Origin of the sequence: Streptomyces sp. NPDC001728 (assembly GCF_040297565.1) — a bacterium.
In the GTDB taxonomy this organism is placed as follows: Bacteria; Actinomycetota; Actinomycetes; order Streptomycetales; family Streptomycetaceae; genus Streptomyces.
Genome location: NZ_JBEOZK010000004.1, coordinates 37481 through 63438, shown reverse-complemented (window position 1 = coordinate 63438; position 25958 = coordinate 37481). Strand labels below are relative to the sequence as shown.

The 25958-nt window shown below is 73.1% G+C and carries 19 protein-coding genes; 7 read left to right on the top strand and 12 right to left on the bottom strand.

All coding sequences use genetic code 11. The annotated features are described in order from the left end of the window. Window positions 1-49: 49 nt before the first annotated feature. Window positions 50-496, bottom strand: coding sequence for an anthrone oxygenase family protein (locus tag ABT154_RS08125; RefSeq protein WP_351854381.1), 447 nt, complete (start codon window positions 494-496; stop codon window positions 50-52). 91 nt (window positions 497-587) lie between these two features. Here ABT154_RS08125 and ABT154_RS08120 point away from each other — a divergent pair, with 91 nt between their 5' ends. Both ABT154_RS08120 and ABT154_RS08115 read left to right on the top strand, forming a co-directional pair. Beyond that, the gene (locus ABT154_RS08120) at window positions 588-1166 is read left to right on the top strand and encodes a TetR/AcrR family transcriptional regulator (RefSeq protein ID WP_351854379.1); all 579 of its coding nucleotides are present in this window, start codon (window positions 588-590) and stop codon (window positions 1164-1166) included. 157 nt (window positions 1167-1323) lie between these two features. Beyond that, on the top strand, window positions 1324-2460 hold the full coding sequence (locus tag ABT154_RS08115; protein WP_351854376.1) for an SGNH/GDSL hydrolase family protein: 1137 nt from the start codon (window positions 1324-1326) through the stop codon (window positions 2458-2460). 84 nt (window positions 2461-2544) lie between these two features. Here ABT154_RS08115 and ABT154_RS08110 read toward each other — a convergent pair whose 3' ends face one another. Both ABT154_RS08110 and ABT154_RS08105 read right to left on the bottom strand, forming a co-directional pair. Then, window positions 2545-3693 (bottom strand): DUF8094 domain-containing protein, encoded by a 1149-nt coding sequence (locus tag ABT154_RS08110; protein ID WP_351854373.1) that lies wholly within the window; start codon window positions 3691-3693, stop codon window positions 2545-2547. Between the two features lie 139 nt (window positions 3694-3832). After that, window positions 3833-4945, bottom strand: a complete 1113-nt coding sequence (locus ABT154_RS08105; protein WP_351854370.1) for a hypothetical protein — start codon at window positions 4943-4945, stop codon at window positions 3833-3835. 326 nt (window positions 4946-5271) lie between these two features. Between ABT154_RS08105 and ABT154_RS08100 the strand changes: the two genes are divergently transcribed. Continuing rightward, window positions 5272-6750, top strand: coding sequence for a PP2C family protein-serine/threonine phosphatase (locus ABT154_RS08100; protein WP_351854367.1), 1479 nt, complete (start codon window positions 5272-5274; stop codon window positions 6748-6750). Window positions 6751-6805: 55 nt separating this feature from the next. On the opposite strand, the gene ABT154_RS08095 is transcribed toward ABT154_RS08100, so the two are convergent. Then, window positions 6806-8299: a DNA-binding protein NsdB gene (locus ABT154_RS08095; protein WP_351854365.1), complete on the bottom strand. Its 1494-nt coding sequence runs from the start codon at window positions 8297-8299 to the stop codon at window positions 6806-6808. A gap of 234 nt (window positions 8300-8533) precedes the next feature. Between ABT154_RS08095 and ABT154_RS08090 the strand changes: the two genes are divergently transcribed. The 3 genes from ABT154_RS08090 to ABT154_RS08080 all read left to right on the top strand — a co-directional run bounded on the left by ABT154_RS08090 (window position 8534) and on the right by ABT154_RS08080 (window position 14329). Beyond that, complete coding sequence (locus ABT154_RS08090) at window positions 8534-9661, top strand: aminoglycoside phosphotransferase family protein (protein ID WP_351854363.1); 1128 nt, start codon at window positions 8534-8536, stop codon at window positions 9659-9661. 363 nt (window positions 9662-10024) lie between these two features. Then, complete coding sequence (locus ABT154_RS08085; RefSeq protein ID WP_351854360.1) at window positions 10025-11971, top strand: N-acetylmuramoyl-L-alanine amidase; 1947 nt, start codon at window positions 10025-10027, stop codon at window positions 11969-11971. Window positions 11972-12133: 162 nt separating this feature from the next. Next, complete coding sequence (locus ABT154_RS08080) at window positions 12134-14329, top strand: terpene synthase family protein (RefSeq protein ID WP_351854357.1); 2196 nt, start codon at window positions 12134-12136, stop codon at window positions 14327-14329. Window positions 14330-14398: 69 nt separating this feature from the next. On the opposite strand, the gene ABT154_RS08075 is transcribed toward ABT154_RS08080, so the two are convergent. The 7 genes from ABT154_RS08075 to ABT154_RS08045 form a co-directional block, all read right to left on the bottom strand. Continuing rightward, window positions 14399-14764, bottom strand: coding sequence for an RNA-binding S4 domain-containing protein (locus tag ABT154_RS08075; RefSeq protein ID WP_332433663.1), 366 nt, complete (start codon window positions 14762-14764; stop codon window positions 14399-14401). A 16-nt stretch (window positions 14765-14780) separates the two neighbouring features. Next, entirely contained in the window at window positions 14781-15281 is a 501-nt protein-coding gene (locus ABT154_RS08070; RefSeq protein ID WP_033205852.1) for a hypothetical protein, read from the bottom strand. A gap of 56 nt (window positions 15282-15337) precedes the next feature. After that, complete coding sequence (locus ABT154_RS08065) at window positions 15338-18172, bottom strand: ATP-binding protein (protein WP_351855074.1); 2835 nt, start codon at window positions 18170-18172, stop codon at window positions 15338-15340. 434 nt (window positions 18173-18606) lie between these two features. After that, entirely contained in the window at window positions 18607-19788 is a 1182-nt protein-coding gene (locus ABT154_RS08060; RefSeq protein ID WP_332433666.1) for a thiolase family protein, read from the bottom strand. Beyond that, a complete protein-coding gene (locus ABT154_RS08055; protein ID WP_351854354.1) occupies window positions 19781-20839 on the bottom strand; it encodes a thiolase family protein in 1059 nt (352 codons plus the stop codon). The genes ABT154_RS08060 and ABT154_RS08055 overlap by 8 nt, the downstream gene beginning before the upstream one ends. Beyond that, window positions 20836-21798, bottom strand: coding sequence for a Zn-ribbon domain-containing OB-fold protein (locus tag ABT154_RS08050; RefSeq protein ID WP_351854351.1), 963 nt, complete (start codon window positions 21796-21798; stop codon window positions 20836-20838). Before ABT154_RS08050 ends, ABT154_RS08055 begins: the two co-directional genes overlap by 4 nt. 99 nt (window positions 21799-21897) lie before the next feature. After that, window positions 21898-22698, bottom strand: a complete 801-nt coding sequence (locus tag ABT154_RS08045) for a crotonase/enoyl-CoA hydratase family protein (protein WP_351854348.1) — start codon at window positions 22696-22698, stop codon at window positions 21898-21900. Window positions 22699-22882: 184 nt separating this feature from the next. Here ABT154_RS08045 and ABT154_RS08040 point away from each other — a divergent pair, with 184 nt between their 5' ends. Continuing rightward, window positions 22883-24523: an acyl-CoA synthetase gene (locus tag ABT154_RS08040; RefSeq protein ID WP_351854345.1), complete on the top strand. Its 1641-nt coding sequence runs from the start codon at window positions 22883-22885 to the stop codon at window positions 24521-24523. Here ABT154_RS08040 and ABT154_RS08035 read toward each other — a convergent pair. Beyond that, window positions 24520-25869: an alpha/beta fold hydrolase gene (locus ABT154_RS08035; RefSeq protein WP_351854343.1), complete on the bottom strand. Its 1350-nt coding sequence runs from the start codon at window positions 25867-25869 to the stop codon at window positions 24520-24522. The two genes, ABT154_RS08040 and ABT154_RS08035, sit on opposite strands and share 4 nt — an antisense overlap. Window positions 25870-25958: the final 89 nt, after the last annotated feature.

Sequence of the window (25958 nt, the reverse complement as noted above, 5' to 3'; positions counted from 1 at the left end):
GGTTTAGGGGCCCGGGGCGCGCGCCGCCCGGCCCGTATCGGCCCTGGGCTCAGACGAGGGCGGCGACCAGCAGGGCGAAGGCGGCGACGAGGACGGCGACACGGACGTAGTGGAAGCGGAGCCAGCGGTTCACCTGCTCCTTCCAGTCCTCGGGCCGGTTCTCGGGGGTCCACGTCCTGTTCCGGTTGTTGATCGGAACGAGCAGCAGGATCGACATGACCACGGCGAGGATCAGCAGCGCGCCGGCGATGACGACCAGGCCGATGCCGTCGTGGTGCCGTCCGGCGACGGCCCAGACCGCGACGAGGGCGAGGGAGCCGATGTACCAGACCGGCATCACGGCGCCGAGCATCCGGCCCCCGTGGGCGTGGCCGAGCTGGCGGCTGTCCTCGGGCAGGGCGTTGAGGATCGGGTTCATGACGAAGGCGACGGCGAACTCCACCCCCACCATCACTCCGAAGATCACGGTGGTGACGACCTCGAGTGCGTTGAGCATGATGACCCCTCCTGAGATCTAGCAGCGCTAGGTGATGTGACAACGCTAGTACTACTGCCGCTCGATTGTCTAGCGGTGCTAGGATCGCATCATGTCGGTACAAGCACGCAAGCAGCGCGAAAGGGCGGACCGCGAGCGCCTCATCGTGGCGACGGCCCGCGAACTCGCCGAGCAGCAGGGCTGGGACGCGGTCACCACCCGCCGGCTCGCCGAGCGCATCGAATACAGCCAGCCCGTCCTCTACAGCCACTTCCGCGGCAAGCGCGAGATCATCGGCGCCGTCGCCCTCCAGGGCGCCACCGAGATGGCCGCGACCCTGCGGGCAGCGACCGCCGGCGCCGACGGTCCGCGCGCCCGGGTCGCCGCCCTCGCCCGCGGCTACCTCGACTTCGCCGAGTGCAACCCGGCGGTGTACGACGCCCTGTTCCAGCTCGACGGCGGCCTGGCGTACGCGCGGGAGGACACCCCGGCACCCCTCAAGGACGCCTTCGCCGCCCTGCTGGAGTGCCTCGGCGAGGTCGCCGGGGACGGCGTCCACCCAGGAGTGTTCACCGAGGTGTTCTGGGCGTCCCTGCACGGGATCGCGACCCTGACCCGGGCGGGACGGCTGCCGCCGGAGTACATGGAGCAGAGGGTGGAACTGCTGGTGGACCGCCTCACCGTGCTCTGAAGGAGCCGACCCGGCCGCAGTCGAGGACCGCGTCCGCTCCGCCTCCGTGGCCATGGGACACGGTGGAGTGAATGATCATCCGGAACCTGGCACATCACCGATGGTGACTGCTTGGGCATGGAGAGTAACGATCATTTGCTCGACATGGGAGAGCTGCATGTTCCAGATGAGGACGCCTTCACCGGCCCTGCGGGCGGCCGGTGCCGGATCCGTCGTTCGCCGGGTCGCGCTGGGCGCGGTGGCCCTGCTGACGCTCGCGGCGGGTGGGTCGGCCACCGCGTCGGCGGCGGACCCGGTGCAGTGGGTGGCGCTGGGCGACTCGTACACCGCGGGCGTGTTCGTGGGTGAGCCCAGTCCCGCGCTCGGCAGCGCGGACCGCGACGGCTGCGACCGCACGACCGGCTCGTATCCGAACCTGGTCGCGGGCATGCTCGCCGCCGAACCGCCGGCCGGCCGCGCCGTGAAGCTGACCGACGTCAGCTGCGGCGGGGCCGTCATCGGCGAGATCGCCTCGGACCGGCAGACGCCGATCAGCCCGGTGGAGCCGCCGGAGGACGGCTGGCCCAGCGTGGCGACCCAGGTCGAACGGGCCGGGCTGAACAAGGACACCGATGTGGTGACGATCGGCGTCGGCGGCAACAGCATGTCCTTCGGGACGATGCTCTCCTCCTGCCTGTTCGCCGGCATCGGTCAGCCCGACGAGGCCACCCCGTGCCGGGACGCCTACGAGGCCGGGGGCCCTGTCCTGGACCCCGAGTCCATCTACGACAAGTACGACCGGGTCACCCGCCAGTACGCCGGCATGCTGCGTGCCGTGCACACGAAGGCGCCCGACGCCAGGATCATCACGGTCGGCTACCCCACGATCTTCCCCGAGGACCCCACCAGCTGTGACCGCAAGGACACCACCGAGCTGGCCGCCGCGATCAAGGGCATCGGGACGGTCTCGGTCACGCACGGGGACGCCGCCTGGATGCACGAGGTGACCACCCACCTCAACGCGATCATCCGTGCCCTCACGGAACTGTCCGGCGACGAGTACGTCGACCTCGCCGCCACCAGCGCCGGTCACGACGCCTGCCAGGCTCCGGACGTGAAGTGGGTCGAGGGCGTCTGCGGGACGGCGGGCTCGTACTGGCCGACCGAGGTGGCCCTCGGTCCGATCACGCTGGAGTGCGCCGACGGAAACCGGGCGACGCTCGTGCACCCGAACGCCGCCGGCCACGCCAACGCCGCCACCCAGGTCGAAGCGGCTGTCCGCACCGCGCTGACACCCGTAACACACCGGTCCTGACCAGCGCTTCAACCGGATCGCCCGGGGGCCGCCCCGGGCGATCCGGGCGATCCGGCCGCGTTGAGGCGCACCGGGTCCGCACCGTCACTTCAGTTCGACGCCCTTCACGGACATCTTCGTCGCCTTGTAGGCGTTCGAGGAGAGGACCGTGGAGGGCCCTCCGCCCTTCGGCACCTCCACCACCGCCGTCACGCTCCACACCTCCTCGATGGTGCTCCACTTCCGGCCGGCCCGGCCCAGCAGGACTTCGGTGTCGCTGCCCTCGTTCGTCGAGATCCAGTCCGCCGGGGTGCGGCCCCGGTCGTGGAAGGTCCCTTCGAGTGTGCAGGTGACCAGCGAACCGCCGTTGTCCAGCCGGAACACCGGCAGCGCCTGCCCCACCGGCCGGTAGGTGAAGTCCCGTACGAGCTGCTTCTCGTGCCAGCCGTTGAAGAAGCCGACCACCTTGCTGGTGAACTCGCCCCGTACGAAGTACGGGCTGTCGGACTTCCCCCCGGGGACGGTGAAGCTCAGGAACTCCGCGTACTTCCCGCACACGGCGGCGTCCGCCGCCCCGGTCGGCGACAGTTCGGCCCGCCCCGACGCCCCACGGGCCGGGGACGGCAGCACCTTCGGCCGGAGCGCGAGGACGCCCTTCTCCGGCGACGGCTCCGGCGCCGGTGCCGATGTGCCCGGCGCGCCCGCCGGGAGCTCGGTCACCACCCAGGTGGCCACCACGGCCCGCCACCCCTCGCCGTCCCCTCCACGCACGAAGTAGTGCAGGACGGAGGACCGGTCCGACTCCTGCCCCTGTCTCTTGCTCAGCACGGCGAAGCCCTGCGGAGCGGAATCCCCGGCCCCTGCCCCCGACCCCGCCGCCGGAACCAGGAACACCGGCCTCACATAGCGGACCGGCGTGTCCTTGTCCCCTTTCGCCGCGCGCAGCCGGGCCTCGGCGCGGCTCTCCTCAAGGAGCCGGCCGCCCTCGATGCGGGCCGTCGCTTCGAGATCCCCCTTGACGTCGGCCGCTGCGTTCTCCCGGACGTACTTCTCGAAGACCTGTCGTGCCAGCGCTTCCGTCAGCACCGGTTCCGCACCGCTCGAAGCGCTGCCCGAGATGCTTCCCGGAGCGCTGCCCGGGGTGCCGCTCGCCGTGCCGTCCGCGCCGCCTCCCGAGGTGCACCCGACCAGCACCGCGCCCAGAAGGGCGAGCGCCCCCAGCACCCCCGGTGTCCGTACGCGTCCGACGATCATCGACAACTCCCCCGTCACAGCCCCGTATTGAGGCGATCATCATAGAGAGGTGCGGTCGGCGTCGCCCGGACCGCCCGCCGGTACGTCACTGTGTGCGCCGCTCCCCCCGGTGTCCCGTACGGCGACGACACCGCGCCTCTCAGGTCATGCGGCGGGTGAGCGCCGCCAGGGCTCCCGGCTGGCGGCCCGGGACCCGTCGGCGCAGGGCGACGAGCACGGGGCCGAGGGCTCGGGCGCGCTCCGGTTCCTCGACCTGCTCCCACTGGTGGTGCGCCCGGTCCACGGCCCCTTCGACGTCGGGGTCGTCCGTCCGCTGGCCCAGGCCGAGCCGGGCCTCCGCGGCGACGAGCCACAGTTCGCAGCTGCGGGCGGGTTCCCCCGCGAGGCGGGCGAGGTCGGCGCGCACCTCCGTCCAGTGGACGGCCTCCACGGAGCGGGGCCCGTGGTGGCGCAGGGCCTCGCGTTCCCAGGCGGCGGCCACCGACGCGGCCTCGCCGTGGCGGCCGGCCATGGCGGCGGCCAGGATCGCGGGGTGCGGGTCCTGTTCCACGACCGGCGCGGAAGCGGGAGCGGCGGCCGGGCCCAGGAGCATCTGGTCCGGTGTGAGGGAGGCGGTCCGGGCGGCGGACTCCGCGTGGAGCGTGGCGTACGGGAGCCGGGCCCCTGAGCGCCACAGTTCCGCCCAGGAGCGCAGGTAGTCGGGCGTGGTCGTCCCACCGCGGCGCGGGGGCGCCGTCACCCTCCCGTAGAGGGTCGGACCGGGTCCGAGGTGCAGGAGGTCCGGTGCGGCGGCGAGACGTTCCCACGCATCGGGGTCCGCCGCGAGGTCCGCGACGACGGTCGTGGTGCCGGGGGGCCGTACGCTCAGCTCGCCGGCGAGCCAGTGCCAGGGCAGCGCGGAGTAGCGGAGGGTCGCGGTGGTGGTGCGGGCGAGCGCGAGGTGGGGCAGCCGCTGCCGGCGGTCGAGATGGAGCTGTCCGGCGAGGCAGACGAGCAGGGGGCCGGGGCTCGCGGCGGCGGCGCGGAGACGGGTGAGCACGGTCTGCGGGTCGAGGGGGTCGGCGAGTTCGACGACCGTCGCGGTGGCGGTGCCGGTGAGGGCACCGGGCGGCACGGCGGCGAGGGCCGGGAGCACGGACGCGGCGTCCATGAAGCGCCCCCGCCCGGCGGGCGCGGCGGCGAGCAGCAGGGCGGTGCCGACCGGGGCGGCGGGCACCGGCGACGCTCCACGTTCCTCATCCGTCACACCCATCACGCCTGTCACCGCCGTCACCCCCATCGCTGCCGAAACCGCTGTAACCACCGCGTCCACCAGGTCCGTTGTCCCGCTCGCTCCCGTCGCTCCCGGGACCCCCGTACGGGTGCCCAATGTGCCGATTCCGTCGTCGTTCACCACACCCGCACCGTAACCCGTCGCGGCCTGGCCGATAATCGCCGGGCCTTTGGCATATGTCAGAAGCACCACCGGATCGAGTGTTGCCAAAGCGCTTACAGGCTGTCTCGCCCTGTGCAACAGTCGTATGCGGGCCTCCCTTTCCCCCTTGGCCTGGCCGTGCCGCGCCTGTATCGGAGTACGACATGCCGTCCCCTCTGTTCGCGGACCGCCCCGCCCACCAGCCGGAGCCGGGCGCGGTCGACGCGCTCATCTCGCAGACCCGCCGCCTCCGCGGGGAGCTGGTCGCCGTCCGCCAGGACGCCGTGACGAACGAGGACGATCCCCGCCGGCGCTGGCAGCGTGCTCTCTGCGACCTCGCGGTTCACCAGCTCGACGACCTCGGCGCCCACTTGGGCCAGCTCCGGGCCGGCGTGCCGGAGGAACTGGCCACCGAGGCCGACGCCGAGCCCGTCACCGACACCGATCCGGCCACCCCGCACGTGGCCGACCCCGGTGCCGCGTACGGCGAACCCGCCCCGGCCCGCACCGGATCGCTGCTCTCCCGCGTCGGCAGCGCCGAGTGGAACCTGCTCACGGACGAGGTCAGCTGGTCCGAGGAGCTGTTCCAGATCTTCGGTCGCGCGCGCGAGAGCGGCGCGATGTCGCTGGACGAGATGCCGACGATGGTGTTCGTCGACGACCAGCCGTTGCTGCAGGGCATGGTGACGGACTGCCTGATCGACGGGAAGCCGATCGACGGCGAGTTCCGGATCATCCGGACGGACGGCACGGTCCGCACCGTCCACATGACGGGCGAGCCCGTCCTCGACGCCGACGGCTGCACCGCCTCCATGTGGGCCGTCCTCCGCGACGTCAGCGAACTCCGGCGCAGCCAGCGCGCGGTCCGGGAGAGCCGGGACACCCTGGAGCTCAGCCGCCACATCGAGCAGACCGAGCGGCGGGTCGCCGTCGAGCTCCAGGAGGCCGTTCTGCCGCCGTGGCGCGGCTCGCTGCGGTTCGCGCACGACGGCCCCGCCCCGCTGGACGTCGCCGCCCACTACCTCCCGGCCGCCACCACCAGTCTGATCGGTGGCGACTGGTACGACGCCCTGGCCCTGCCCGACGGGGACGCACTGCTCACCGTCGGTGACCTGACGGGCCACGGGGTCGCCGCGACCTCGTCGATGGCGATGCTCCTCGGCGCGCTGCGTGGCATGGCCGTCGCCGGGATCCGCCCCGCCGCGCTCATGGGGCATCTGAACCAGCTCCTGGAGACCGCCGCGCAGCCCGCGCTCGGGAGCGCGATGTGCTGCCGGTACGACCCGGTGGCCCAGACCCTCGCCTGGTCGCAGTCCGGTCACCCCGCCCCGCTGCTGTTCCGCGACGGGACGGGGCACGTCCTCCGGCGCCCCGAAGGCGTCCTGCTCGGGGCGACGACCGGCGCTGTGTACGGCGAGGCAGAGACCCGGCTGCTCCCCGGGGACGTCCTCGTCCTGCACACCGACGGCCTGACCCGCGGCAGGGCAACGGACGACGACACCGGCGCGCGGCGGCTGCTCGCTCTCGGGCACCGGCTCGCCGACGCACGGGACGCCCAGGACGGGGTCCGCGCCGTGGTCGAGGAGTTCGGCGAGGAAGAGCGCGAGGACGACGCCTGCGTGATGGTGGTACGGGTCGGTTGAGGACGGCACGGATCGGTTGAGGGCGGGCACGCCCGTACTCGACAGGCCCGGCCCCTCAGGCCTCGCCCGTCCTCGGCCGGTTGACCGGGGACATCGGCAGGACCTCCTCCATCTCCTCGCGCAGACCGTCGATCGTCGTGTACCCGGCGTACTGCCCGGTGAGCCGGTACATCTCCCGGAGCCGGTCCCAGGTCCGGTGCGACGAGGTCTTCCCCATCGAGATCAGGGCCAGCCTGGCGTAGCGGTCGGCCTGCTCCGGGTCGTCGGCGATGAAGCAGGCCGAAGCCATCGAGATGTGGTCGAAGAGCTTCGAGCGGTCGTGGCCGCCGCGCCGCAGTTCCAGCGCCAGCTTGGCATGCTGCTGGGCCGGCACCGCGGCGGTCGCGTCGTGATCCGCGAGGGTGCGGTAGGCGAGGGCCTGCATCCCGTGCATGTCCGCCTCGTCGAAGTTCTGCATCCAGCTCGGCGTCTTCTCGTCGTGCCGGTCGGAGACGAACAGCTCCTCGGCCTCGCCGAGGGTGCGGCGCATCGCCTGCCCGCGGCCCATCGAGGCCTGCGCCCAGGCCTCGATCGTGTGGAACATGGCCTGGGTGCGGGGCAGCACCCGCTCACCCGAACCGTCCTTGGCGAGCTTCATGAGGTCGAGGGCGTCGTCGGGACGGCCCAGGTGCACCATCTGCCGGGCCGCCCTGGAGAGCGCCTCGCCGGCCCGGGGCCGGTCGCCGCCCTCGCGGGCCGCGTGGGCGGCGATCACGAAGTACTTCTGGGCCGTGGGTTCGAGGCCCACGTCGTGGGACATCCAGCCCGCGAGGACCGCCAGGTTGGCGGCGACGCCCCACAGGCGCCGCTGGAGGTGGTCGGCGTGGCGATAGGCGAGCATGCCGCCCACCTCGTTGAGCTGGCCCACCACGGCCTTGCGCTGGAGACCGCCGCCCCGGGAGGCGTCCCAGGCGCGGAACACCTCCACCGAGTGCTCCAGGGCCTCGATCTCCTGCGACCCGATGGGGGCCGCCTCGTAGCGGTCGAACCCGGCGGGGTCGGCGTGCAGGGGATCGGTGGCCCGCTGAGGGGAGGACTGGCGTGCGGGGTCGTTCTGCAGCCAGTCGTGCATGGCGTTGCTGAGTACGGAGCCGGCGGCAAGCGCGGCACCCGCGCCCACCAGGCCGCGTCGGTTGAGCATGAGGTCCATTCCCGTGAATTCGGTGAGGACCGCCGCCGTACGATCGGGTGCCCAGGGCAGCCCGTCAGGGTTGTCCGTCTTCCTGACGTCCTGCTGCTTTCCGCTGCGCCCGTGTCGTACGAACCCGAGGTCCTCGATGGTCACGACACGGCCGAGTCGCTCGGTGAACAGTGCAGCCAGCACCCGGGGCACGGGATCGCGCGGGGTCTCGCCCCGGTCGATCCACCGCCGCACCCGCGAGGTGTCCGTCGCCAGCTGGGGGTGGCCCATGGCCGCCGCCTGCCGGTTGACGAGCCTCGCGAGCTCGCCCTTGGACCATCCGGCGAGGCCGAACAGGTCTGCAAGGCGGGTGTTGGTTTGTCCGGTCACGTCTAAGCCCCCAGGTTCTCGGCTGAGTTGACAGTAACCCGCTGTCATAGGCCTGGCGACAATTCGCCAGGGTTCGCCAGGGTGCGCCGGATGTTCCGCCACCCGCGCGCGGGTGTCAGGTAGGAACGCGCCACCCCGCCCCGCCGACCGGCCCTCATTCCCCAGGGTGCGGACCCGGGGGCGGGCGGGGCGACGCACGCAACTCGTCGGCACACGAAGGGATCTGTCACCTCCATGTACACAGCATCGTCCTCCGTGTCCGCCCCGCCCCGGCCGCAGCACCGCATCCTCCCGGCCGGCGCCGGTCCGTACCTCGCCCCCGCCCCGCAGGCCGTCCGGCCGCGGCGCTGGGCCGGCGGCACGGGCACCCAGCCGATCAGCGGGAGACTCGACCTGTCCGGCCCTCAGGGCGCGCAGCTGAAGATGGCGATCGCCTCGGTCCACCGGATCTGCCCGGAGTTCAATCCGGTGCAGGTGCTGCGGCGCAGCGGGCGTTCCGTACTCATCGTCGGGACGACCGGGCGGACCACGGCGGTCGCGAAGTGTTTACTGGACCACTCCCCGGCCTGGGTCGAGCGGTTCCGGCACGAGATAGCGTCCTACCGCTCCTTCGTCCGCCACCGTCCGCCCGTGCGGGCGCCGCGGCTGATCGCGGCGGACCCGGAGAACTGCACGCTGGTGATCGAGCGGATGCCCGGACGGGCGGCGGCGCTCTCGCGCCACCCCGTCGAGGCGCCGCCCCGGGCCGATGTGCGCGCCGCGCTCGGGGCCATCGCCCGGCTCAACGCCTGGCGCCCGCCGGCCGGGACCTTCGACGCGCCGCTCGACTACGGGACGCGGATCGCGCGCTTCCACGAGCTCGGGCTGTTCACGGACCGCGACCGGGACGATCTACAGAAGCTGCTGCACGGTCTGGCGCAGGCGGGCGGCCGTCAGGGCATGGGCCAGTTCTGTCACGGTGACGCCCTGCTCTCCAACATCCTCCTCTCCCCCGCCGGACCGGTCCTCGTCGACTGGGAGCACGCGGGCTGGTACCTGCCCGGCTACGACCTGGCGACGCTGTGGGCGGTGCTCGGTGACGCTCCGCTGGCCCGCCGCCAGATCAGCCAGCTCGCCCAGCAGGCGGGTCCCGCCTCCCGGGACGCCTTCCTGGTGAACCTGATGATCGTCCTGACGCGGGAGATCCGTACCTACGAGACGGCGGTGCAGCGCACCATGAAGGAGGCTCCGCCGGCGGGTTCCGTGCCGGTGCCGACGGGTGCGCTCGCGCCCGGTGAGGAACAGCGGCTGCTCCTGAGGCGGCTGCACGACGACTGCGCCATGGCACGGCGGGCCGTGCGCGCGGCGGTCGGGACGCGCTGAGGCGCGGGAACCGACCGACGACACGGGGGTGGGTGCGCCGTGCGCCCGGTGCCGACACACCGGGCGCACGGCGCATCGTCGCGTCCGCCGTCGAACCGCCGCCGTGACGGAGCCAATGGTCCACTCCACTGACGCGTCCCAGGCCCGGGACCCGTCTCCGCGAAACTCCGCCGGATGGCCTCCATTCCCGCTCTGACGTGGGAACTTCCATGAATGCAGGCGTGATTGACGGATCGTTCGGGAGCCGATACCCCTGTACGGGTTCGGTCCCGCACGCCCCCGTGTCACCCCCTGCCTCTGGAGGCTGCCTTGCTCCGTCCCTCGACCACGAGACGTACGCCGTCTCCCCGTGTCCCGAGGGCGGTGGGCGCGTTCGCGTCCGCCGCCCTACTGCTCCCGCTGCTCTCCGCCGCCCCGCCGGCCGGTGCCGAGGCACCCGAGGCGGGTGTGCTCCAGGGGCAGTTCGCCCGGGCTGCCGCCCACCACGGCGTACCCGAGAGCGTGCTGCTCGCCGTCTCCTACCTCCAGTCCCGCTGGGACACCCACGGTGGTGCGCCGAGCGTGACCGGCGGCTACGGGCCGATGCACCTGACGGACGCGGTGACGGCGCTGGCCTCGGTCGCCCCGCACCACTCGGAGGGCGAGGAGGACGCGCGCGGCGACGACTCCCGTGCCCTGCGCCCTGCGGCCTCCGGCGACCGGGCCGCTCCGGCCGCCTCGGCCTCCTCGCCGGCCCCGGCGTCGCTGCCCCCGCGGCTGCGGACCCTGGAGCGTGCGTCGGAGCTGTCCGGCATTCCGGCCGAGGAGCTGCGCACCGGCACGGAGGCGAACATCGAGGGTGGTGCGGCGCTGCTCGCGGCGGCTCAGCGGGAGTCCGGGCTTCCGGCGAGCCCGGATCCGGCCGACTGGTACGGGGCCGTGGCCCGGTACTCCGGCGCTGACGACTCGGCGACGGCGGCCACGTACGCGAACGACGTCTTCGACGTGATCAGGACCGGGGAGTCCCGGACCACGGACAGCGGTCAGCTGGTGACGCTGCCGGCCGCGCCGTCGGTCGCGCCGGCCACGGAGCAGATGACGGCCCTGGGGCTGCGCCGGCCGGCCGGCGGCCCGGTGGAGTGCCCGCCCACGATCGCGTGCGAGTGGGTCCCGGCGCCGTACGAGGAGTTCGGCGACGGCGACTACGGCAACCACGACAAGGCGAACCGCCCGGCCTCGCAGTCGATCGACTACATCGTCATCCATGACACCGAGGCCGACTGGGGCACCACCCTGAGGCTGGTGCAGGACCCGACGTACGTCTCGTGGCAGTACTCGCTGCGCTCCTCCGACGGGCACGTCGCCCAGCACCTGTCGCTCAAGGACGTCGGCTGGCACGCGGGCAACTGGTTCGTGAACGCCAAGTCGGTGGGGCTGGAGCACGAGGGCTTCCTGACCTCGCCGGACTCCTGGTACACGGAGGCCATGTACCGGTCGTCGGCGCGGCTGGTGCGGTACCTCGCCGCCCGGTACCGCATCCCGCTGGACCGGCAGCACATCCTGGGTCACGACAACGTCCCGGGCACGGTCTCGTCCTCGATCAAGGGCATGCACACGGACCCGGGTCCGTACTGGGACTGGGCGCACTACTTCCGGCTGCTCGGCCGGCCGATCACGCCCAGCGCGGGCCCGGACGCCGGGGTGGTGACGATCCGGCCGGAGTACAGCGGCCACCAGCCGGTCTACACGGGCTGCACGACGGCCGGCACCGCGTGCGTGCCGCACGGCAGCGGGGCGGTGCGGCTGCACACCGCGCCGAGCGCTGACGCGCCCCTGGTGAAGGACATCGGCCTGCGGCCCGGCGGGCAGGACTCGACCACCGGGGTCAACGACACCGGGGCGCGTGCCTCGACCGGGCAGAGCTACGCGGTGGCGGAGCGCCGGGGTGACTGGACGGCGATCTGGTACCTCGGGCAGAAGGCCTGGTTCCACAACCCCGCGAAGGAGCCGGCCGCGGTGAACGCGCGGGGGCTGGTCCTGACGCCCCGCGAGGGTCTGGCGGAGGTGCCGGTGTACGGGCGGGCGTACCCGGAGGCCTCGGCGTACCCGGCGGGCGTGCCGGTGCAGTCGGTGTCGCCGCTGCCGTACAAGCTGCTCGCCGGGCAGCGGTACGTGGTGGGCGACCGGACCCCGGGCGAGTACTTCTTCGCGCCGGTGTTCGATGTCAGTGCGCACCGAGTGGTGCGCGGCCAGGAGGAGTACTACGAGATCCAGTTCGGCCATCGCGTGGCCTTTGTGAAGGCCGCTGACGTGCGGGTTTCCCGGGCCTGACGGGGAGCTGACCGAAAGGCGCGGGGTGGTGCCGGACATCGGGTCCGGCACCACCCCTTCGGCGTTCATAGGACTATTCAGGAGATCGCGTGCGCCGTACGGGCGACGGGTAAAGGTGGGCCGGACAACCTGCGTTCTGCTCACCGGAAGGCCCTTCAGCGCATGCCTCAGCCCTTCGTTATGCCGGATTTCTATGTTCCGTATCCGGCACGGCTCAATCCCCATGTGGAGACCGCCCGCACCCATACCCGGGACTGGGCGCGGGTGATGGGGATGCTGGAGGGCTCGGGGGTCTGGGAGCAGGAGGACCTCGATTCCCATGACTACGCCCTGCTGTGCGCGTACACCCACCCGGACTGCGACGCGGAGGCCCTGGACCTCGTCACGGACTGGTACACGTGGGTGTTCTTCTTCGACGACCACTTCCTGGAGGTCTTCAAGCGCACCCAGGACCGGGCCGGCGGCAAGGCGTATCTGGACCGGCTGCCGACGTTCATGCCGGCGGACCCGGCGGAGGGCATGCCCGAGCCCACCAACCCGGTCGAGGCGGGTCTCGCCGACCTCTGGAGGCGGACCGTTCCCTCGATGTCGGAGGGCTGGCGGGTGCGGTTCGCGGAGGCGACCGAGCACCTGCTCAACGAGTCGCTCTGGGAGCTGGACAACATCAACGAGGGGCGCGTCGCGAACCCCGTCGAGTACATCGAGATGCGGCGCAAGGTGGGCGGAGCACCCTGGTCGGCCGGGCTCGTCGAGTACGCGGCGGGCGCGGAGGTCCCCGGACAGGTGGCGCACTCGCGCCCGTTGCGGGTCCTCAGGGACGCCTTCTCCGACGCCGTGCACCTGCGCAACGACCTCTTCTCCTACCAGCGGGAGGTGGAGGACGAGGGCGAGAACAGCAACGGCGTGCTGGTCCTGGAGCGCTTCCTCGGTTGTACGACGCAGGAGGCGGCCGACGCCGTCAACGATCTGCTGACCTCGCGGATCCAGCAGTTCGAGAACACCGCCCTGACCGAGGTGCCGCCGCTCGCCGTCGAGAAGGGCCTCGGTCCGGACGAGGTCGCGGCCGTCGCGGCGTACGCCAAGGGGCTCCAGGACTGGCAGTCCGGCGGCCACGAGTGGCACATGCGCTCCAGCCGGTACATGAACGAGGGCATGGTCGCCGGGCCCTCGCGGCTCGACGGTGTGATCGGCACCTCCGCGCTCGACATCCGCACCCTCTTCGGCCGCCCCGCCGCGTCCCGGCTGCGGACGCTCACCCACACGCCCCGGTACGTCGGGCCCTCCCTGCTGCCGGAGTTCGACCTGCCGTACCCGCTGGCGCTCAGCCCCCACCACCAGGAGGCGCGGCGGCGCTCCCTGGACTGGGCCGAGCACTGGGGCCTCCTGGACGACATCTGGGACCGGCCGATGGCCGAGGGCTTCGACCTCGCGCTCTGCTCGGCGGGGCTCGACCCGGACGCCACGCCGGAGGAGCTGGAGCTCAACGCCGAGTGGCTGACCTGGGGGACGTACGGGGACGACTACTACCCCTTCGTCTTCGGACGCTCGCGCGACCTCCGGGGGGCCAAGGAGCAGACCGAGCGCTTCAAGACCTGTATGCCGCTGGAGGACACGGCCGCAGGGTCGGCGCTCGCCGTGAACCCGATGGAGCGGTCGCTCGCCGACCTCTGGCACCGCACCGCCGGCCCCATGCCTCCCGAGGCCCGCGCCCGGCTGCGCACGGCCCTCGACGCCATGCTGGACAGCTGGCTGTGGGAACTGCACAACCAGGCGCAGCACCGGGTGCCCGACCCCGTCGACTACATCGAGATGCGCCGGACCACCTTCGGTTCGGAGCTGACGATGCTGCTGTGCCGGCTGCGGCACAGCGGGGCGCTGCCGCCCGAGATCTACCGCACCGGCACCGTCCAGGCCCTTGAGCACTCGGTCATGGACTACGCGACGCTCCTCAACGACCTGTTCTCGTACCAGAAGGAGATCGAGGTCGAGGGCGAGGTGCACAACGGCGTGCTCGTCCTGCAGAAGTTCTTCGACTGCGACTACCCGACGGCGGTGGCGATGGTCGACGACCTGATCCGGGGCCGGCTGCGCCAGTACGAGCACCTGAAGAAGAACGAAGTGCCGCTGCTCTACGCCGACTTCGGGCTGGACCGGGCGGGCCGGGCGGCCTTCGAGGCGTATCTGCGGGAGCTGGAGGACTGGCTCGCGGGAATCCTCAACTGGCACCGGAGCGTACGGCGTTACGGCGCCGAGGATGTCCACGCGGGCAGTGGGACCGCACTGCTGCGGCACGGTCCGACGGGGTTGGGCACCTCGGCCGCGCGGCTGTCCGGGCTGCTCGGCGCCGGGGCGCGCTGACACGGCGGAGGGCCGCCGCCGGGAACTCCCGGCAGCGGCCCTCGTACCCGCAGGGACGGATCGTACGGGTCAGGCGCGGCGGCCTCGCAGGTCGTCGAGTTCGCGCCGGTCGCGCTTGGTGGGGCGGCCGGCTCCCCGGTCGCGCACGGCGGCGACGGCGACGTGCTCACGCGGCGGCGGGGGCGGACTGTTGTCCACATAGGCCTCGGCGGCCACGGGCGGGCCGACCCGCTTGGTGTGGAGTTCCTTGACCTCGACGATCCGCTCCCGGCCGCCGTGGAAGAGCCTGACCTCGTCGCCGGGCTTCACCGGCTGGGCGGGTTTGGCCCGCTCGCCGTTGACCTTGACGTGCCCGGCGCGGCAGGCCGCGGCGGACTGGGAGCGGGTCTTGGTGAGACGGACCGCCCAGATCCAGCTGTCGACGCGCGCGCTCATCGGCCCCGCCCCTCCCTCAGCCCTGCTGGAACAGCTCGGCGGGCAGCGGCTTGAGCAGCGCGTACAGGTCGTCGGTGATCGGCCGGTCCCAACTGGCGATCGTCACGAGGACGTTGTCGCTGCGGTCGAACTGGACGCAGGAGATGCGGCTCTCGGAGAGCTTGAGGCGACGGACGATGAGGAGGTTGTCGCCCTGCATCACGGGGACGTCCTCGGCGTCGAGGACCTCGACCGGCTCGTCGTTCTCGAGGGCGGCGAGGAGCTGGGCCACCTCGAAGGGGATCTGGCCGTCCGCGAGCTCGCGCGCCGGGGAGCCCTCCGGGAGATTGCCGATGATCATCGCGGGTCCGCGTCCGCCGAAGAGGTCGTAGCGGAGGAAGACGCCCTGGCAGGAGCCGTCGGGCGCGGGCAGCAGACCGGCGCCGAGGTTGCCGGGCCAGTCCCCCGGATCCATGGCCAGGACGTCGAAGTCCGGGCCCGCGGGTGTGGCGGCGCTGCGGCGGCGGAGGAAGGACATACGGCCATGGTACGTGGCCCGGCGCGCCCCGCGACGCGCCGGGCGGATCCGGCCGGTCAGTCCTGTCCGGCGCGGTCGTCGGGGTCCCGTCCCGTGTTCCGCAGGGCCTGGGCGAGGCCCGTGCGGTCGGTGCCCAGCTTGCGGTAGACGGCGGAGAGGAGCCGGCCGACCGCGGTCGCGTCGACGCCGAGGACGGCTGCCGCGTTCTGGTCGCGGACGGTGAGATCCGCGGCGGCACGCTCACGGGCGGTGAGCGTGTCCGTGCCCGCCGGGTGGAGGGCGCGGGGCCGCAGCCCGGCCGCCGCGAGCTCGGCCCGCGCGACCTCGGCGAGGGCGTCCGCGCCACAGTCCTGGGCGGCCTCGAGGCCCCGGTAGAGGTGCTCGGCGGCCTCCGCCGCGCGCTCGGTGCGGCGCAGTGCCACACCGAGGGCGACGAGGGAGCGGGCCAGCTCGTACGCGGCGGGTGACTGGTCGAGCCAGCCGACGGACTCCTCCAGGAGCTTCACCCGCTCGGAGGGGTCGGACACCTCGGCGGTCACCCGGAGCGCCTGGCCGATCGCGGAGGGCGCGCCGTACTGGCGGGCGCGGGCGACGGCCTCGTGGGCGATGGCCACCGCCTTCGCCGGGGAGGTCTCCGCCTCGGCGAGCGCGAGGTGGAGCTGCCAGGGGCAGCAGGAGGGGTTGCGCTTGCCGCGCGGGTCGAGGCGCCTGCCGACGGCGGCGAGTTCCTCGGCGGCCTCCTTGGTCCGGCCCGTGGCGAGCAGCAGTTCGGCGTGGACGGTCTCGCAGTCGGGGATGGTGACGGCGGCCGGGAACGGTTCGCCGAACTCGTGGTCGCGGGCGACCTGCACGGCCTCTTCGGTACGGCCGCGGGCGATGAGGACCTCGATCATGACGCCGGTCGCGTACCAGAGGGCAGGGGTGCGGGCGCCGACGCGCTCGGCGAGGCGGAGTCCGGAGCGGGCGAAGTCCTCGGCCTCCATCAGACGGCCGCGGCGGAAGCGTATGTAGCCGATGAGGGTGTACGCGAAGGCGAGGTGGGCCCCGCGCCAGCCCTGCTTCTCGAACTCGGCGGTTCCGGCGGCGAAGAGCTCCTCGGCGCGGCCGGGTCGGTCGGCGTAGAGGTGGAGCAGGGCCACGAGGACCGGCACCTCGAAGCCCCGGCTCTCATCGGCCCAGGTCAGGCCGCCTTCGAGGGCGCGCTCGGCATGCTTGAGGGCGACGGAGGCGGGTTCGGCGCGCAGGGTGGCGTCCCAGGCGCGGAGTCCGATGATGTACCGCTCGGTCACGTCCCGGCCGGTGAGCCGGTCGGCGAGGGCCGCGAGGCGCCGGGATCGGGCGGGCGATTCGGGTTCGTCTGCGCGCAGGGCGTCCCACATGAACTTCTCGGCCTGCATCCGCAGCCTGCTGCGGGCGTCGGGGGCCTGCCGGGCCTCGCGGCCGAGGAGTTCGGAGGCCTCCACGAGACGGTCGCTGTGGGCGAGGACCTGGGAGAGGCGGTAGACGATGCCGTGGCGCAGGGCGGGGTCGCTGACGGGCTCTTCCAGGGCGGCGCGCAGATGGTTGACGGTGGTGGCGGGTTCGGTCAGGAGCGAGGAGCAGCCGAGTTCGAAGAGGACGGCGGCCCGGTCGTCGTCGGCGGGCGGTTCGCGCAAGGCGCGGGCGAGGAAGCGGCGGGCGGCGTCGGGGGCTCCGGCGCGGAGGTTCTCGCCGGCGGCGGCGCGCAGCTGGTGCACGACCCAGGGGTCGCTCTCGGGGTGGGTCTCCAGGAGGTGGCGGGCCGCGGCGGTGGGTCCGAGGCCCGCGTCGACGACGCACCAGGCGGCCTGGCCGTGCAGGGCGACGCGGGTGCCGGCCGGGATGGAGCGGTAGACGGTGGTGGCGATGAGGGGGTGGACGAACTGGAGCGGTTCGTCCGGCTCTTCGGCCTCGGCGAGGACGCGGGCCTCGCGGAGTCGGGCGGCGCACTCGGCGACCGCCTCGCTGCCGAGACCGGCGACGGCGCCCGCGAGCTGGGGCGAGATCTCGGTGCCGAGGACGGCGCAGGCCCAGGCGAGCCGGACGGTGGGTGAGCCCAGGCGTTCGAGCCGGGCGACGAGGCCGGTGCCCTTGAGGGCGGCGGCGAGGTCGCGGAGTTCGTGGGCGCCGTCGGCGGTGGGTTCGAGTCCCCGGTCTCGGACCTTGGCGGCGAGTTCGACCGCTTCGAAGGGGTTGCCGGAGGTGACGGTCCAGAAGTCGTGGCAGAAGGTGTCGTCGGCCTGGGTGCCGACGCGGTCGCGGACGAGCCGGGCGACGGCTTCGGAGGTGAGCGGCGCGAGCCCGTGGGGGCGGTGTCCGGACCGGTGGCCGGTGAACTCGGCTCCTTCGTCCGGGAGTTCGTCGGGCCGGTAGGCGACGACGAGGAGCATGGGCAGTTCCTCGGCGCGCGGGGCGAACGCGGCGAGCCAGCCGAGCGATTCGGGGTCGGCCCAGTGGGCGTCGTCGAGGACGACGACCAGCGGTGCGCGGCGTACGGCGAGATGGGTCAGGACCCAGTCGAGTCCGTCACGCAGGCCCTGGGGGTCGGGCGGCGAGCCCTCGGCGGAGGCGCGCAGGCCGAGGGCGGGGCCGACGATGTCGTACCAGGAGCCGAGCCGGTCGCGGAGTTCGGCGTCGGTGGCGTGGGCCAGTTGGGGCTGGAGGAGCTGACGGGCGACGTGGAAGGCGACCCGCTGTTCCTGGTCGCCACCGCGTGCGGAGAGCACGGTGCAGCCCCGGCCGACGGCGCGGCGACGGATCTCGGCGAGCAGTGTGGTCTTGCCGAGCCCGGCGGGAGCGGCGTAGGCGAGGATGCCGCCGCGCGGGACGGACGGGGGACGGTCGCCGTCCTCGGCGGCGAAGCCGCCGGACACGCTGCCGTCGGCGCGGGCGACGCCGAGGTGTCCCCCGTTGGCGAGGCGTACGGGATGCCGGCCGTCGGCGGGCTGCGGGACGTCCGGCCCTCCGCGGCCGGGCAGCGCGACGAGGCGGGGGCCGGGGCGCTCGCGGGGTGCGGAGAAGCGGTCGGGCCACAGGGAATCGTCGGCGAGGCCCGTCAGGAGGTCGAGGGCCTCCTCGGCCGCGCCGATGGCGGCCTCTCGCTCGAAGAGGCCGAAACCCTGACGTGCCGTCCGGCCGTCGTGCTGTGCCACACTCCACCCCCACACCGGGGGCGCACGCCGGGCGCACGATCAGGGCGTCCGGCGGGAGGCCCCGCGAAAACCCCAGCGTACGCCCGATGGAGTGAGCTGTGGCGGCCAAACGTCCAGCTACCTTCACGCGTCTCCGTACCCCGGCGGCGTCCGGCTCAACCCGACGGCGGCGTGTCCCCCACGAGCCACATGGAGAAGAACTGCGCTCCACCCCCGTACGCGTGGCCGAGCGCCCGGCGGGCGCCGTCCACCTGGTGCTCCCCCGCCTCCCCCCGTACCTGGAGGGCCGCTTCGGCGAAGCGGATCATTCCGGAGGCGCCGATGGGGTTGGTGGAGAGCACCCCGCCGGAGGGGTTCACGGGCAGATCCCCGTCGAGTTCGGTCACCCCGGCCTCGGTGAGCTTCCAGCCCTCGCCCTCCTCGGCGAAGCCCAGGTTCTCCAGCCACATGGGTTCGTACCAGGAGAACGGCACGTACATCTCCACCGCGTCGATCTCCCGCCGGGGGTCGGTGATGCCGGCCTGCCGGTAGACGTCGGCGGCGCAGTCCCGGCCCGCGCGGGGCGAGACGAAGTCCTTGCCGGCGAAGAGGGTGGGTTCGCTGCGCATCGCCCCGCCGTGCACCCAGGCGGGCGGGCGGGGCGAACGGGCCGCGCCCGCGCGGTCGGTGAGGACCATGGCGCAGGCTCCGTCCGAGGACGGGCAGGTCTCCGAGTAGCGGATCGGGTCCCAGAGCATCGGGGAGGCCTGCACCTTCTCCAGGGTGAGGTCGTGCTCGTGGAGATGGGCGTACGGGTTCTTCAGCGCGTTGCGCCGGTCCTTGTACGCGACGAGGGAGCCGATGGTGTCGGGGGCGCCGGTGCGGTGCATATAGGCCCGGACGTGCGGGGCGAAGAAGCCCCCGGCGCCGGCGAGCAGCGGCTGCGTGAACGGCACGGGCAGCGAGAGCCCCCACATGGCGTTGGACTCGGACTGCTTCTCGAACGCGAGGGTGAGGACGGTCCCGTGGACGCGCGCGGCGACCAGGTTGGCGGCGACGAGGGCGGTGGAACCGCCGACGGAGCCGGCCGTGTGCACCCGGATCATGGGTTTGCCGACCGCGCCGAGCGCGTCGGCGAGGTACAGCTCCGGCATCATCACGCCCTCGAAGAAGTCGGGGGCCTTGCCGATGACGACGGCGTCGATGTCCGCCCAGGTCAGCTCGGCGTCCGCCAGGGCGCGGAGGGCGGCCTCGCGGACGAGCCCGGCGATCGAGACGTCCCTGCGGGCGGCGACGTGCTTGGTCTGGCCGATCCCGACGACGGCGACGCACTCCTTGGATGTCACGGCCTTAGCCACGGGGCTCCCCTTCCAGGACGGCGACGAGGTTCTGTTGGAGGCAGGGGCCCGAGGTGGCGTGGGCGAGGGCCCGGTCGGAGTCCCCGCGGTGGATGCGGGCGGCGGCCTCGCCGAGCCGGATGAGGCCGGCGGCCATGACGGGGTTGGCGGCGAGCGCTCCGCCGGACGGGTTGACCCTCACGCTCCCGTCGAGGTCGAGGGCCTTGCGCAGGACGACTTCCTGGGAGCTGAAGGGCGCGTGGAGTTCGGCGGTGTCGACGGGCCGCTCGAAGGCTCCGGCCCGTTCGGCGGCGAGGCGGGTGGAGGGCGAGTCGGTGAGGTCGCGGACGCCGAGGGAGTGGGCCTCGATGCGGTGGTCCATCCCGCGGATCCAGGCGGGGCGGGCACAGAGTTCGCGGGCCCGGTCGCCGGCGGCGAGGATCACGGCGGCGGCGCCGTCGCCGACGGGCGGGCAGTCGCCGGTGCGCAGCGGCCGGACGACGTACTCGCCCTGGGGGCGGGCGCCGGGCAGCTGGGCGTGCGGGTTCGCGGCGGCGTCCTCGCGGCTGCGGGCGGCGATCGCGGCGAGGGCGGGTTCGTCGGTGGCCCCGGCGTCGACGAGGGCCTGCGCCTGGAGGGCGGCGAGCGACACGGAGTCGGGCCAGAGCGGGGCGAGGTAGTAGGGGTCGAGCTGGCGGGTGAGGACGTCGCGTACGGAGCCGGGCGAGGACTTGCCGTAGGAGTAGACGAGGGCGGTGTCGGCCTCGCCGGTGAGGATCTTCACCCAGGCCTCGTACAGCGCCCAGGCGCCGTCGGCCTCGACGTGGGACTCGGAGATCGGCGGCCAGGCGCCGACGCCGTCGAGGGCCATCGTGAAGGAGAAGGCGCGCCCGGCCAGGTAGTCGGACGAGCCGGAGCAGGTGAAGCCGATGTCGGCGGTCTTGAGTCCGGTCTGCCGCAGGACGTCGTGGAGGACGGGCATGACCATCTCGACCTCGGAGAGGTCGTCGGTGTTCCGTCGGTGGTCGCTCTGGGCGAAGGCGACGATCGCCACCTCTCGGTCGGGCCTCACAGCAGCTCCTTGAAGGTGTCGTAGTCGGCGTCGGGTTCGCCCGTGGGCCGGTAGTGGTCGGGGTACCGCCCGCCCTCGGTCCACACCGGTTCGACCCGCAGGCCCATCCGGACCTCGTCGTACGGGATGCCCGCGATGCGGCCGTGCAGGGCGAGTCCGGCGCCGTCCAGGGCGATGTGGGCGTAGACGTACGGGACCTCGATCTCGGCGTTCCGTGCCTTGATGTTGACGATGCAGAAGGTGGTGACGGTGCCCTTGGGGCCGACCTCGACCCGGTCGGTGGTGGCGACGCCGCAGGTGGGGCAGGCGCCGCGGGGCGGCACGTACACCTTGGTGCAGGAGGGGCAGCGCTCGCCGACGGTCCTGCGCTCGGCGAGCGCCTGGAGGTAGCGGGTCTGGGCGCCGCCCGGACTGTAGGTGTAGTCGAGGCGGGCGGGGGCGACGATGCCGGTCACGGGCTCGTCGAAGCGGCCGTCGTGCGGGACGGGTTCGTGCTCCGCCGCGCTCTCGTACGGTTCGAAGCAGGCGATGTCCGTGATGGCGCCGGAGCGTTCCGCGGCCCAGCGGACGCGGACCCGCAGTCCGGTGTGGACGGCTTCGGGGCCGGGGGCGTCCAGGGCGTGCAGGAGGGCGGTGTCGGCGCCGTCCAGACGGACGAGCACCCAGGCGAAGGGGGTGTCGAGGGGCTGGCCGGCGCGGGGCTCGGGGTTCCAGGCCCAGGTGGTGACGGTGCCGGTGGCGGCGACCTCGACGAGCTCGCTCAGCTCGGCGGCGGTGACGGGGTCGTACTCGACGGGCGGGACGAGCACGTCGCCGGTCCCGGTACGGACGCCGAGCAGGGTGCGCTCGCGGAGTCCGGTGAGGAAGGCGGACTGGATGGGGCCGAGGGAGCGGGTGAAGGGGAATTCTACGACCAGGGGGGCGCGGAGGGCCTCCGGCGGGGGTGCGGCGGCGGTCATGGGACGGCTCCTTCGTGGTGGGTGAGCGGAGGGCGGGCGGGGGCCGCTGCGCGGGGCTGTCCTCCACCCCGCCCCGGGAAGGGGCGGGGTGGGGAAAGGTCACTCCCGGCGGTACTCCGCCGGCCTCTTCTCGGCGAACGCTCGTGCCCCCTCCTTCGCGTCCGCCGTGTCGAAGATCGGCCAGCCCCGCTTCAGTTCGGCGGCCAGCCCCTCCGTCTCGGTCAGTTCGGCCGTCTCGTAGACGGAGGCCTTGACGGCCTCGACGGCGAGCGGGCCGCAGGCGTTGACGCGTTCGGCGAGGTCGAGGGCCGCGTCGAGGGCGGTGCCGTCGGGCACGACCCGGCCGACGAGTCCGATGCGGGCGGCTTCCTCGGCGGTGTACGGGCGGCCGGTGAGGAGCATTTCGAGGGCGTGGGTGCGGGCGATCTGGCGGGGCAGCCGGACGGTGGAGCCGCCGATGGGGAAGAGCCCGCGCCGGACCTCGAAGAGGCCGAAGGTGGCGGAGGCGCCCGCGACCCTGATGTCGGTGCCCTGGAGGATCTCCGTACCGCCGGCGACGCAGTACCCCTCGACGGCGGCGATGACGGGTTTGCGCGGGCGGTGGTGGCGCAGCATGGCCTTCCAGTGCAGGTCGGGGTCGGCCTTGAGCCGGTCCCGGTACCGCTCGCCCTCCATGCCCTTGCCGGCCAGGGCCTTGAGGTCCATGCCGGCGCAGAAGGATCCTCCCGCGCCGGTGAGGACGACGGAGCGGACGCTGTCGTCCGCGTCGGCCTCCAGCCAGCCGTCGTAGAGGCCGACGAGCATCGGCAGCGAGAGGGCGTTCTTGGCCTCGGGCCGGTTCAAGGTGAGGACGAGCGTGGCGCCTTCGCGCCGCACGCTGAGGTGTTCGGTGCCGCCCATGGGGGTCTCCCGTCTCCAGTTCTGGAACAGGTTGCAGGAGTGGGGGGTCCAGTTCAATAGTTTTCTGACACTCAGTCAGATTCTTCTGCTCACCCTCTTCCCCCTGTCGGCGGACGGCGCTCTAATGACCGCCGAGCCAGTGCGCACCCGTACGAGTCGGTACCAGCCGGGATCTGGAGGAACGGTGGAGTACAACCTTGCCGACCTGTTCGAATCGGTCGTCGACGTGGTCCCCGACCGCGAGGCGCTGGTGTACGTCGATCATCCGGGCACGGGCGAGGAACGCCGGCTCACCTACGCCGCACTCGACGAGGCGGCCAACCGCCTCGCCCACCACCTCGTCGACTCCGGGCTCCGGCCCGGCGAACACCTCGGGCTCCACCTGTACAACGGGGTCGAGTACCTGCAGACCGTCCTCGCCTGCCTCAAGGCGCGGCTCGTACCGGTGAACGTCAACTACCGTTACGTCGAGGAGGAGTTGGTCTACCTCTACCGGGACGCCGACCTGGCCGCGCTCGTCTTCGACGCCGAGTTCACCGACCGGGTCGCGGCGGCACTGCCGCAGACGGAGAAGCTACGGCACCTCGTGCGGGTGGGGACCCCGCCCGAGGACGCGGTCCCCCTGGACTGCGTGCCCTTCACCGAGGCGGAGGCCGCCGGATCGCCGGAGCGCGGCTTCGGACCGCGCTCCGCCGACGACCTCTTCATCATCTACACCGGCGGCACGACCGGGATGCCCAAGGGCGTCCTGTGGCGCCAGGAGGACCTGTTCTTCGCGGGGCTCTTCGGGGGCGACCCGTCGGGCGAGCCGGTGAAGCGCCCCGAGGAACTGGCCGAGCGGGTCGCGGCCGGCGGCGCCGGGATCACCTTCTTCCCCGCGCCTCCCCTGATGCACGGCACGTCCACGCTGACCGCGTTCATCGCCTTCGACTACGGCCAGCGGGTCGTCCTGCACCGCAAGTACGTGCCGGAGGAGGTGCTGCGCACCCTGGAGAAGGAGAAGGTCTCCAGCATCTCCCTCGTCGGGGACGCGATGCTGCGCCCGCTGGTGGACGCGCTGCGCGGGCCGCAGAAGGACACGGACCTCTCGGCCCTGTTCAGCCTGTCCTCGTCCGGGGCGATCATGTCCGAGACCGTACGGGCCCAGCTCCAGGAGCTGATGCCCAACGTGCTCCTGCTCAACAACTTCGGCTCCACCGAGTCCGGTTCCAACGGCCGTGCCACCGACGACTCCGGCCCGGCCAAGGGCTTCCGGCTGCATGTCAACGAACGCACCCAGGTCGTCGACCCGGCGGCCCTCTCCCCCGTCACCCCGGGCGAGATCGGCCGCCTCGCCCAGCGCGGGCACGTACCGCTCGGCTACTACAACGACCCCGCCAAGACCGCCGAGACCTTCTTCGAGCGGGACGGGGTGCGGTGGGTGCTCCTCGGGGACATGGCGACCGTGGACGAGTCCGGGGTGGTCACCGTCCTCGGGCGCGGCTCCCAGTGCATCAACACCGGTGGCGAGAAGGTCTACCCGGAGGAGGTGGAACAGGCCCTGAAGTCCCACCCCGACGTCTACGACGCCCTTGTCGCGGGAGTCCCCGACGCCCGCTGGGGCAACCACGTCGCGGCGGTCGTCCAGCTCCGCGCGGACGCCCCGGCGCTGGACCTGGAAGCCCTCCAGACCCACTGCCGCCCGCGCCTGGCGGGCTACAAGGTCCCCCGCCAGCTGGTCCTCACCGACCGCATCCAGCGCTCCCCCAGCGGCAAGGCGGACTACCGCTGGGCCCGCACGGTGGCGGTGGAGGCGGACGCGCTGGACGCGGGCGGAGAGGCCTAGAAGCCCGACAGGCCGAACTTCCGTACCGCTCCGAGGAACGCGTCCCGCCGTGTGGTGTGGACGAGGTGTCCGGCGTCCTCGATCGTGACCAGGCGGCCGTCGGGAACGTGCTCGGCCAGCCATGTCAGGTGCTCCTGGGGGACGTGGCTGGCCGGACCGCCCGCGAGGACCAGGGTGGGGGCCCCGATCGCCGGGACCTCCGCCCGCCAGGCGGGGTCCGGGGCGTTCAGCTGGGCGTCGGTGGCCGGGACGATCTCCCAGTCGAAGCCGAGCCGCCCCTCGGGCCGCTCGGCCGGCGGGCGCGGCGGGTCGAGCGGGAAGAACACCGGGGGCTCCTCCAGGACGAGCCGGCCGACCAGTTCCGGTGCGCGCTGGGCGAGGAGGTACGCGGCGGCGGCGCCCATCGAGTGGGCGACGACGGTGGCGCGGGTGAGCCCGAGGGCCTCGATGAAGCCGCCGAGTTCGTCGCGGAAGGCGTCGAAGCCGTAGCGGCCGGGCCGGTCGCTGAGTCCGTGGCCGCGCAGGTCGACGGCGTACACCCGGTGGTCGGCGGCGAGTTCCGCCGCGACCTCCGCCCAGGTGGTGCTGTTCTCGCCGCGCCCGTGGACCAGGACGACGGGCGGGGCGCCCTCGGAGCCCCGTACCCGGTAGGCGAGGCGCACGCCGTCCACCGTGACCGTACGCACCTCGGGGTCGAGGAAGGCGGCGACGGTGCGGACGAAGGCGTCCGCGTCGTCCACCCACGGGAAGTGCCCGGCGCCCGGCTGGACGACCAGTTCGGCGTACGGGAAGCGGGCGGCGGCCTGGGCCGCCTTCGCGGGGGTGGGACCGGCGTCGTACTCCCCCGCCAGGACCAGTACGGGAGCGGTGAGCGAGGCGAGCGCGCGACGGGTCCGCCGCGGGTCGTACGCGCCCTCGCCGTGGTGGGCGTCGGCCGCCCGGTGGCTCTCGCGCTCCTCGTCGGTGGCGTCGACGCCGAGCGCGCGGCCCGGGGAGGCCACCAGGACGAGCGAGCGGATCCGTCCGGGGTGCGCGGCGGCGTACAGGGTGGCGAGGTCACCACCCGCCGAGTGGCCGAGGAGGTCTATCCGCTCCAGGCCGAGGTGGACGCGGAGCGCCTCGACGTCGTAGGCCTGCCGGTCGTCGCGGTACGTCCCCGGGTCGGCCGGCGCGGCGCTCGCCCCGGTGCCAAGGGCGTCGAGCAGGACCAGGGTGCGGTGCGCGGAGAGACCGCCGAGGTGGTCGGCGTCGCGCGGCGGGCCACCCGCCAGACACACCAGCGGCTCGCCCTCCCCGCTGACCCGGTAGGCGAGTTCGGTCCCGTCGTAGGTCGTGAAATGCGGCATGGCAGCGATCCTCACCGGCCCGGGACGATCTCCGCAATCGGTTTCGGCGGGACGCGGTACGGTGAGCGGACCGTTCCCGATCAGCGAAG

What these genes read in the sequence shown, in the direction of transcription:
- ABT154_RS08125 (WP_351854381.1), bottom strand. Translation starts at nt 496, where the DNA reads ATGCTCAACGCACTCGAGGTCGTCACCACCGTGATCTTCGGAGTGATG.
- ABT154_RS08120 (WP_351854379.1), top strand. Translation starts at nt 588, where the DNA reads ATGTCGGTACAAGCACGCAAGCAGCGCGAAAGGGCGGACCGCGAGCGC.
- ABT154_RS08115 (WP_351854376.1), top strand. Translation starts at nt 1,324, where the DNA reads ATGTTCCAGATGAGGACGCCTTCACCGGCCCTGCGGGCGGCCGGTGCC.
- ABT154_RS08110 (WP_351854373.1), bottom strand. Translation starts at nt 3,693, where the DNA reads ATGATCGTCGGACGCGTACGGACACCGGGGGTGCTGGGGGCGCTCGCC.
- ABT154_RS08105 (WP_351854370.1), bottom strand. Translation starts at nt 4,945, where the DNA reads ATGGGTGTGACGGATGAGGAACGTGGAGCGTCGCCGGTGCCCGCCGCC.
- ABT154_RS08100 (WP_351854367.1), top strand. Translation starts at nt 5,272, where the DNA reads ATGCCGTCCCCTCTGTTCGCGGACCGCCCCGCCCACCAGCCGGAGCCG.
- ABT154_RS08090 (WP_351854363.1), top strand. Translation starts at nt 8,534, where the DNA reads ATGTACACAGCATCGTCCTCCGTGTCCGCCCCGCCCCGGCCGCAGCAC.
- ABT154_RS08080 (WP_351854357.1), top strand. Translation starts at nt 12,134, where the DNA reads ATGCCTCAGCCCTTCGTTATGCCGGATTTCTATGTTCCGTATCCGGCA.
- ABT154_RS08075 (WP_332433663.1), bottom strand. Translation starts at nt 14,764, where the DNA reads ATGAGCGCGCGCGTCGACAGCTGGATCTGGGCGGTCCGTCTCACCAAG.
- ABT154_RS08070 (WP_033205852.1), bottom strand. Translation starts at nt 15,281, where the DNA reads ATGTCCTTCCTCCGCCGCCGCAGCGCCGCCACACCCGCGGGCCCGGAC.
- ABT154_RS08050 (WP_351854351.1), bottom strand. Translation starts at nt 21,798, where the DNA reads ATGACCGCCGCCGCACCCCCGCCGGAGGCCCTCCGCGCCCCCCTGGTC.
- ABT154_RS08045 (WP_351854348.1), bottom strand. Translation starts at nt 22,698, where the DNA reads ATGGGCGGCACCGAACACCTCAGCGTGCGGCGCGAAGGCGCCACGCTC.
- ABT154_RS08035 (WP_351854343.1), bottom strand. Translation starts at nt 25,869, where the DNA reads ATGCCGCATTTCACGACCTACGACGGGACCGAACTCGCCTACCGGGTC.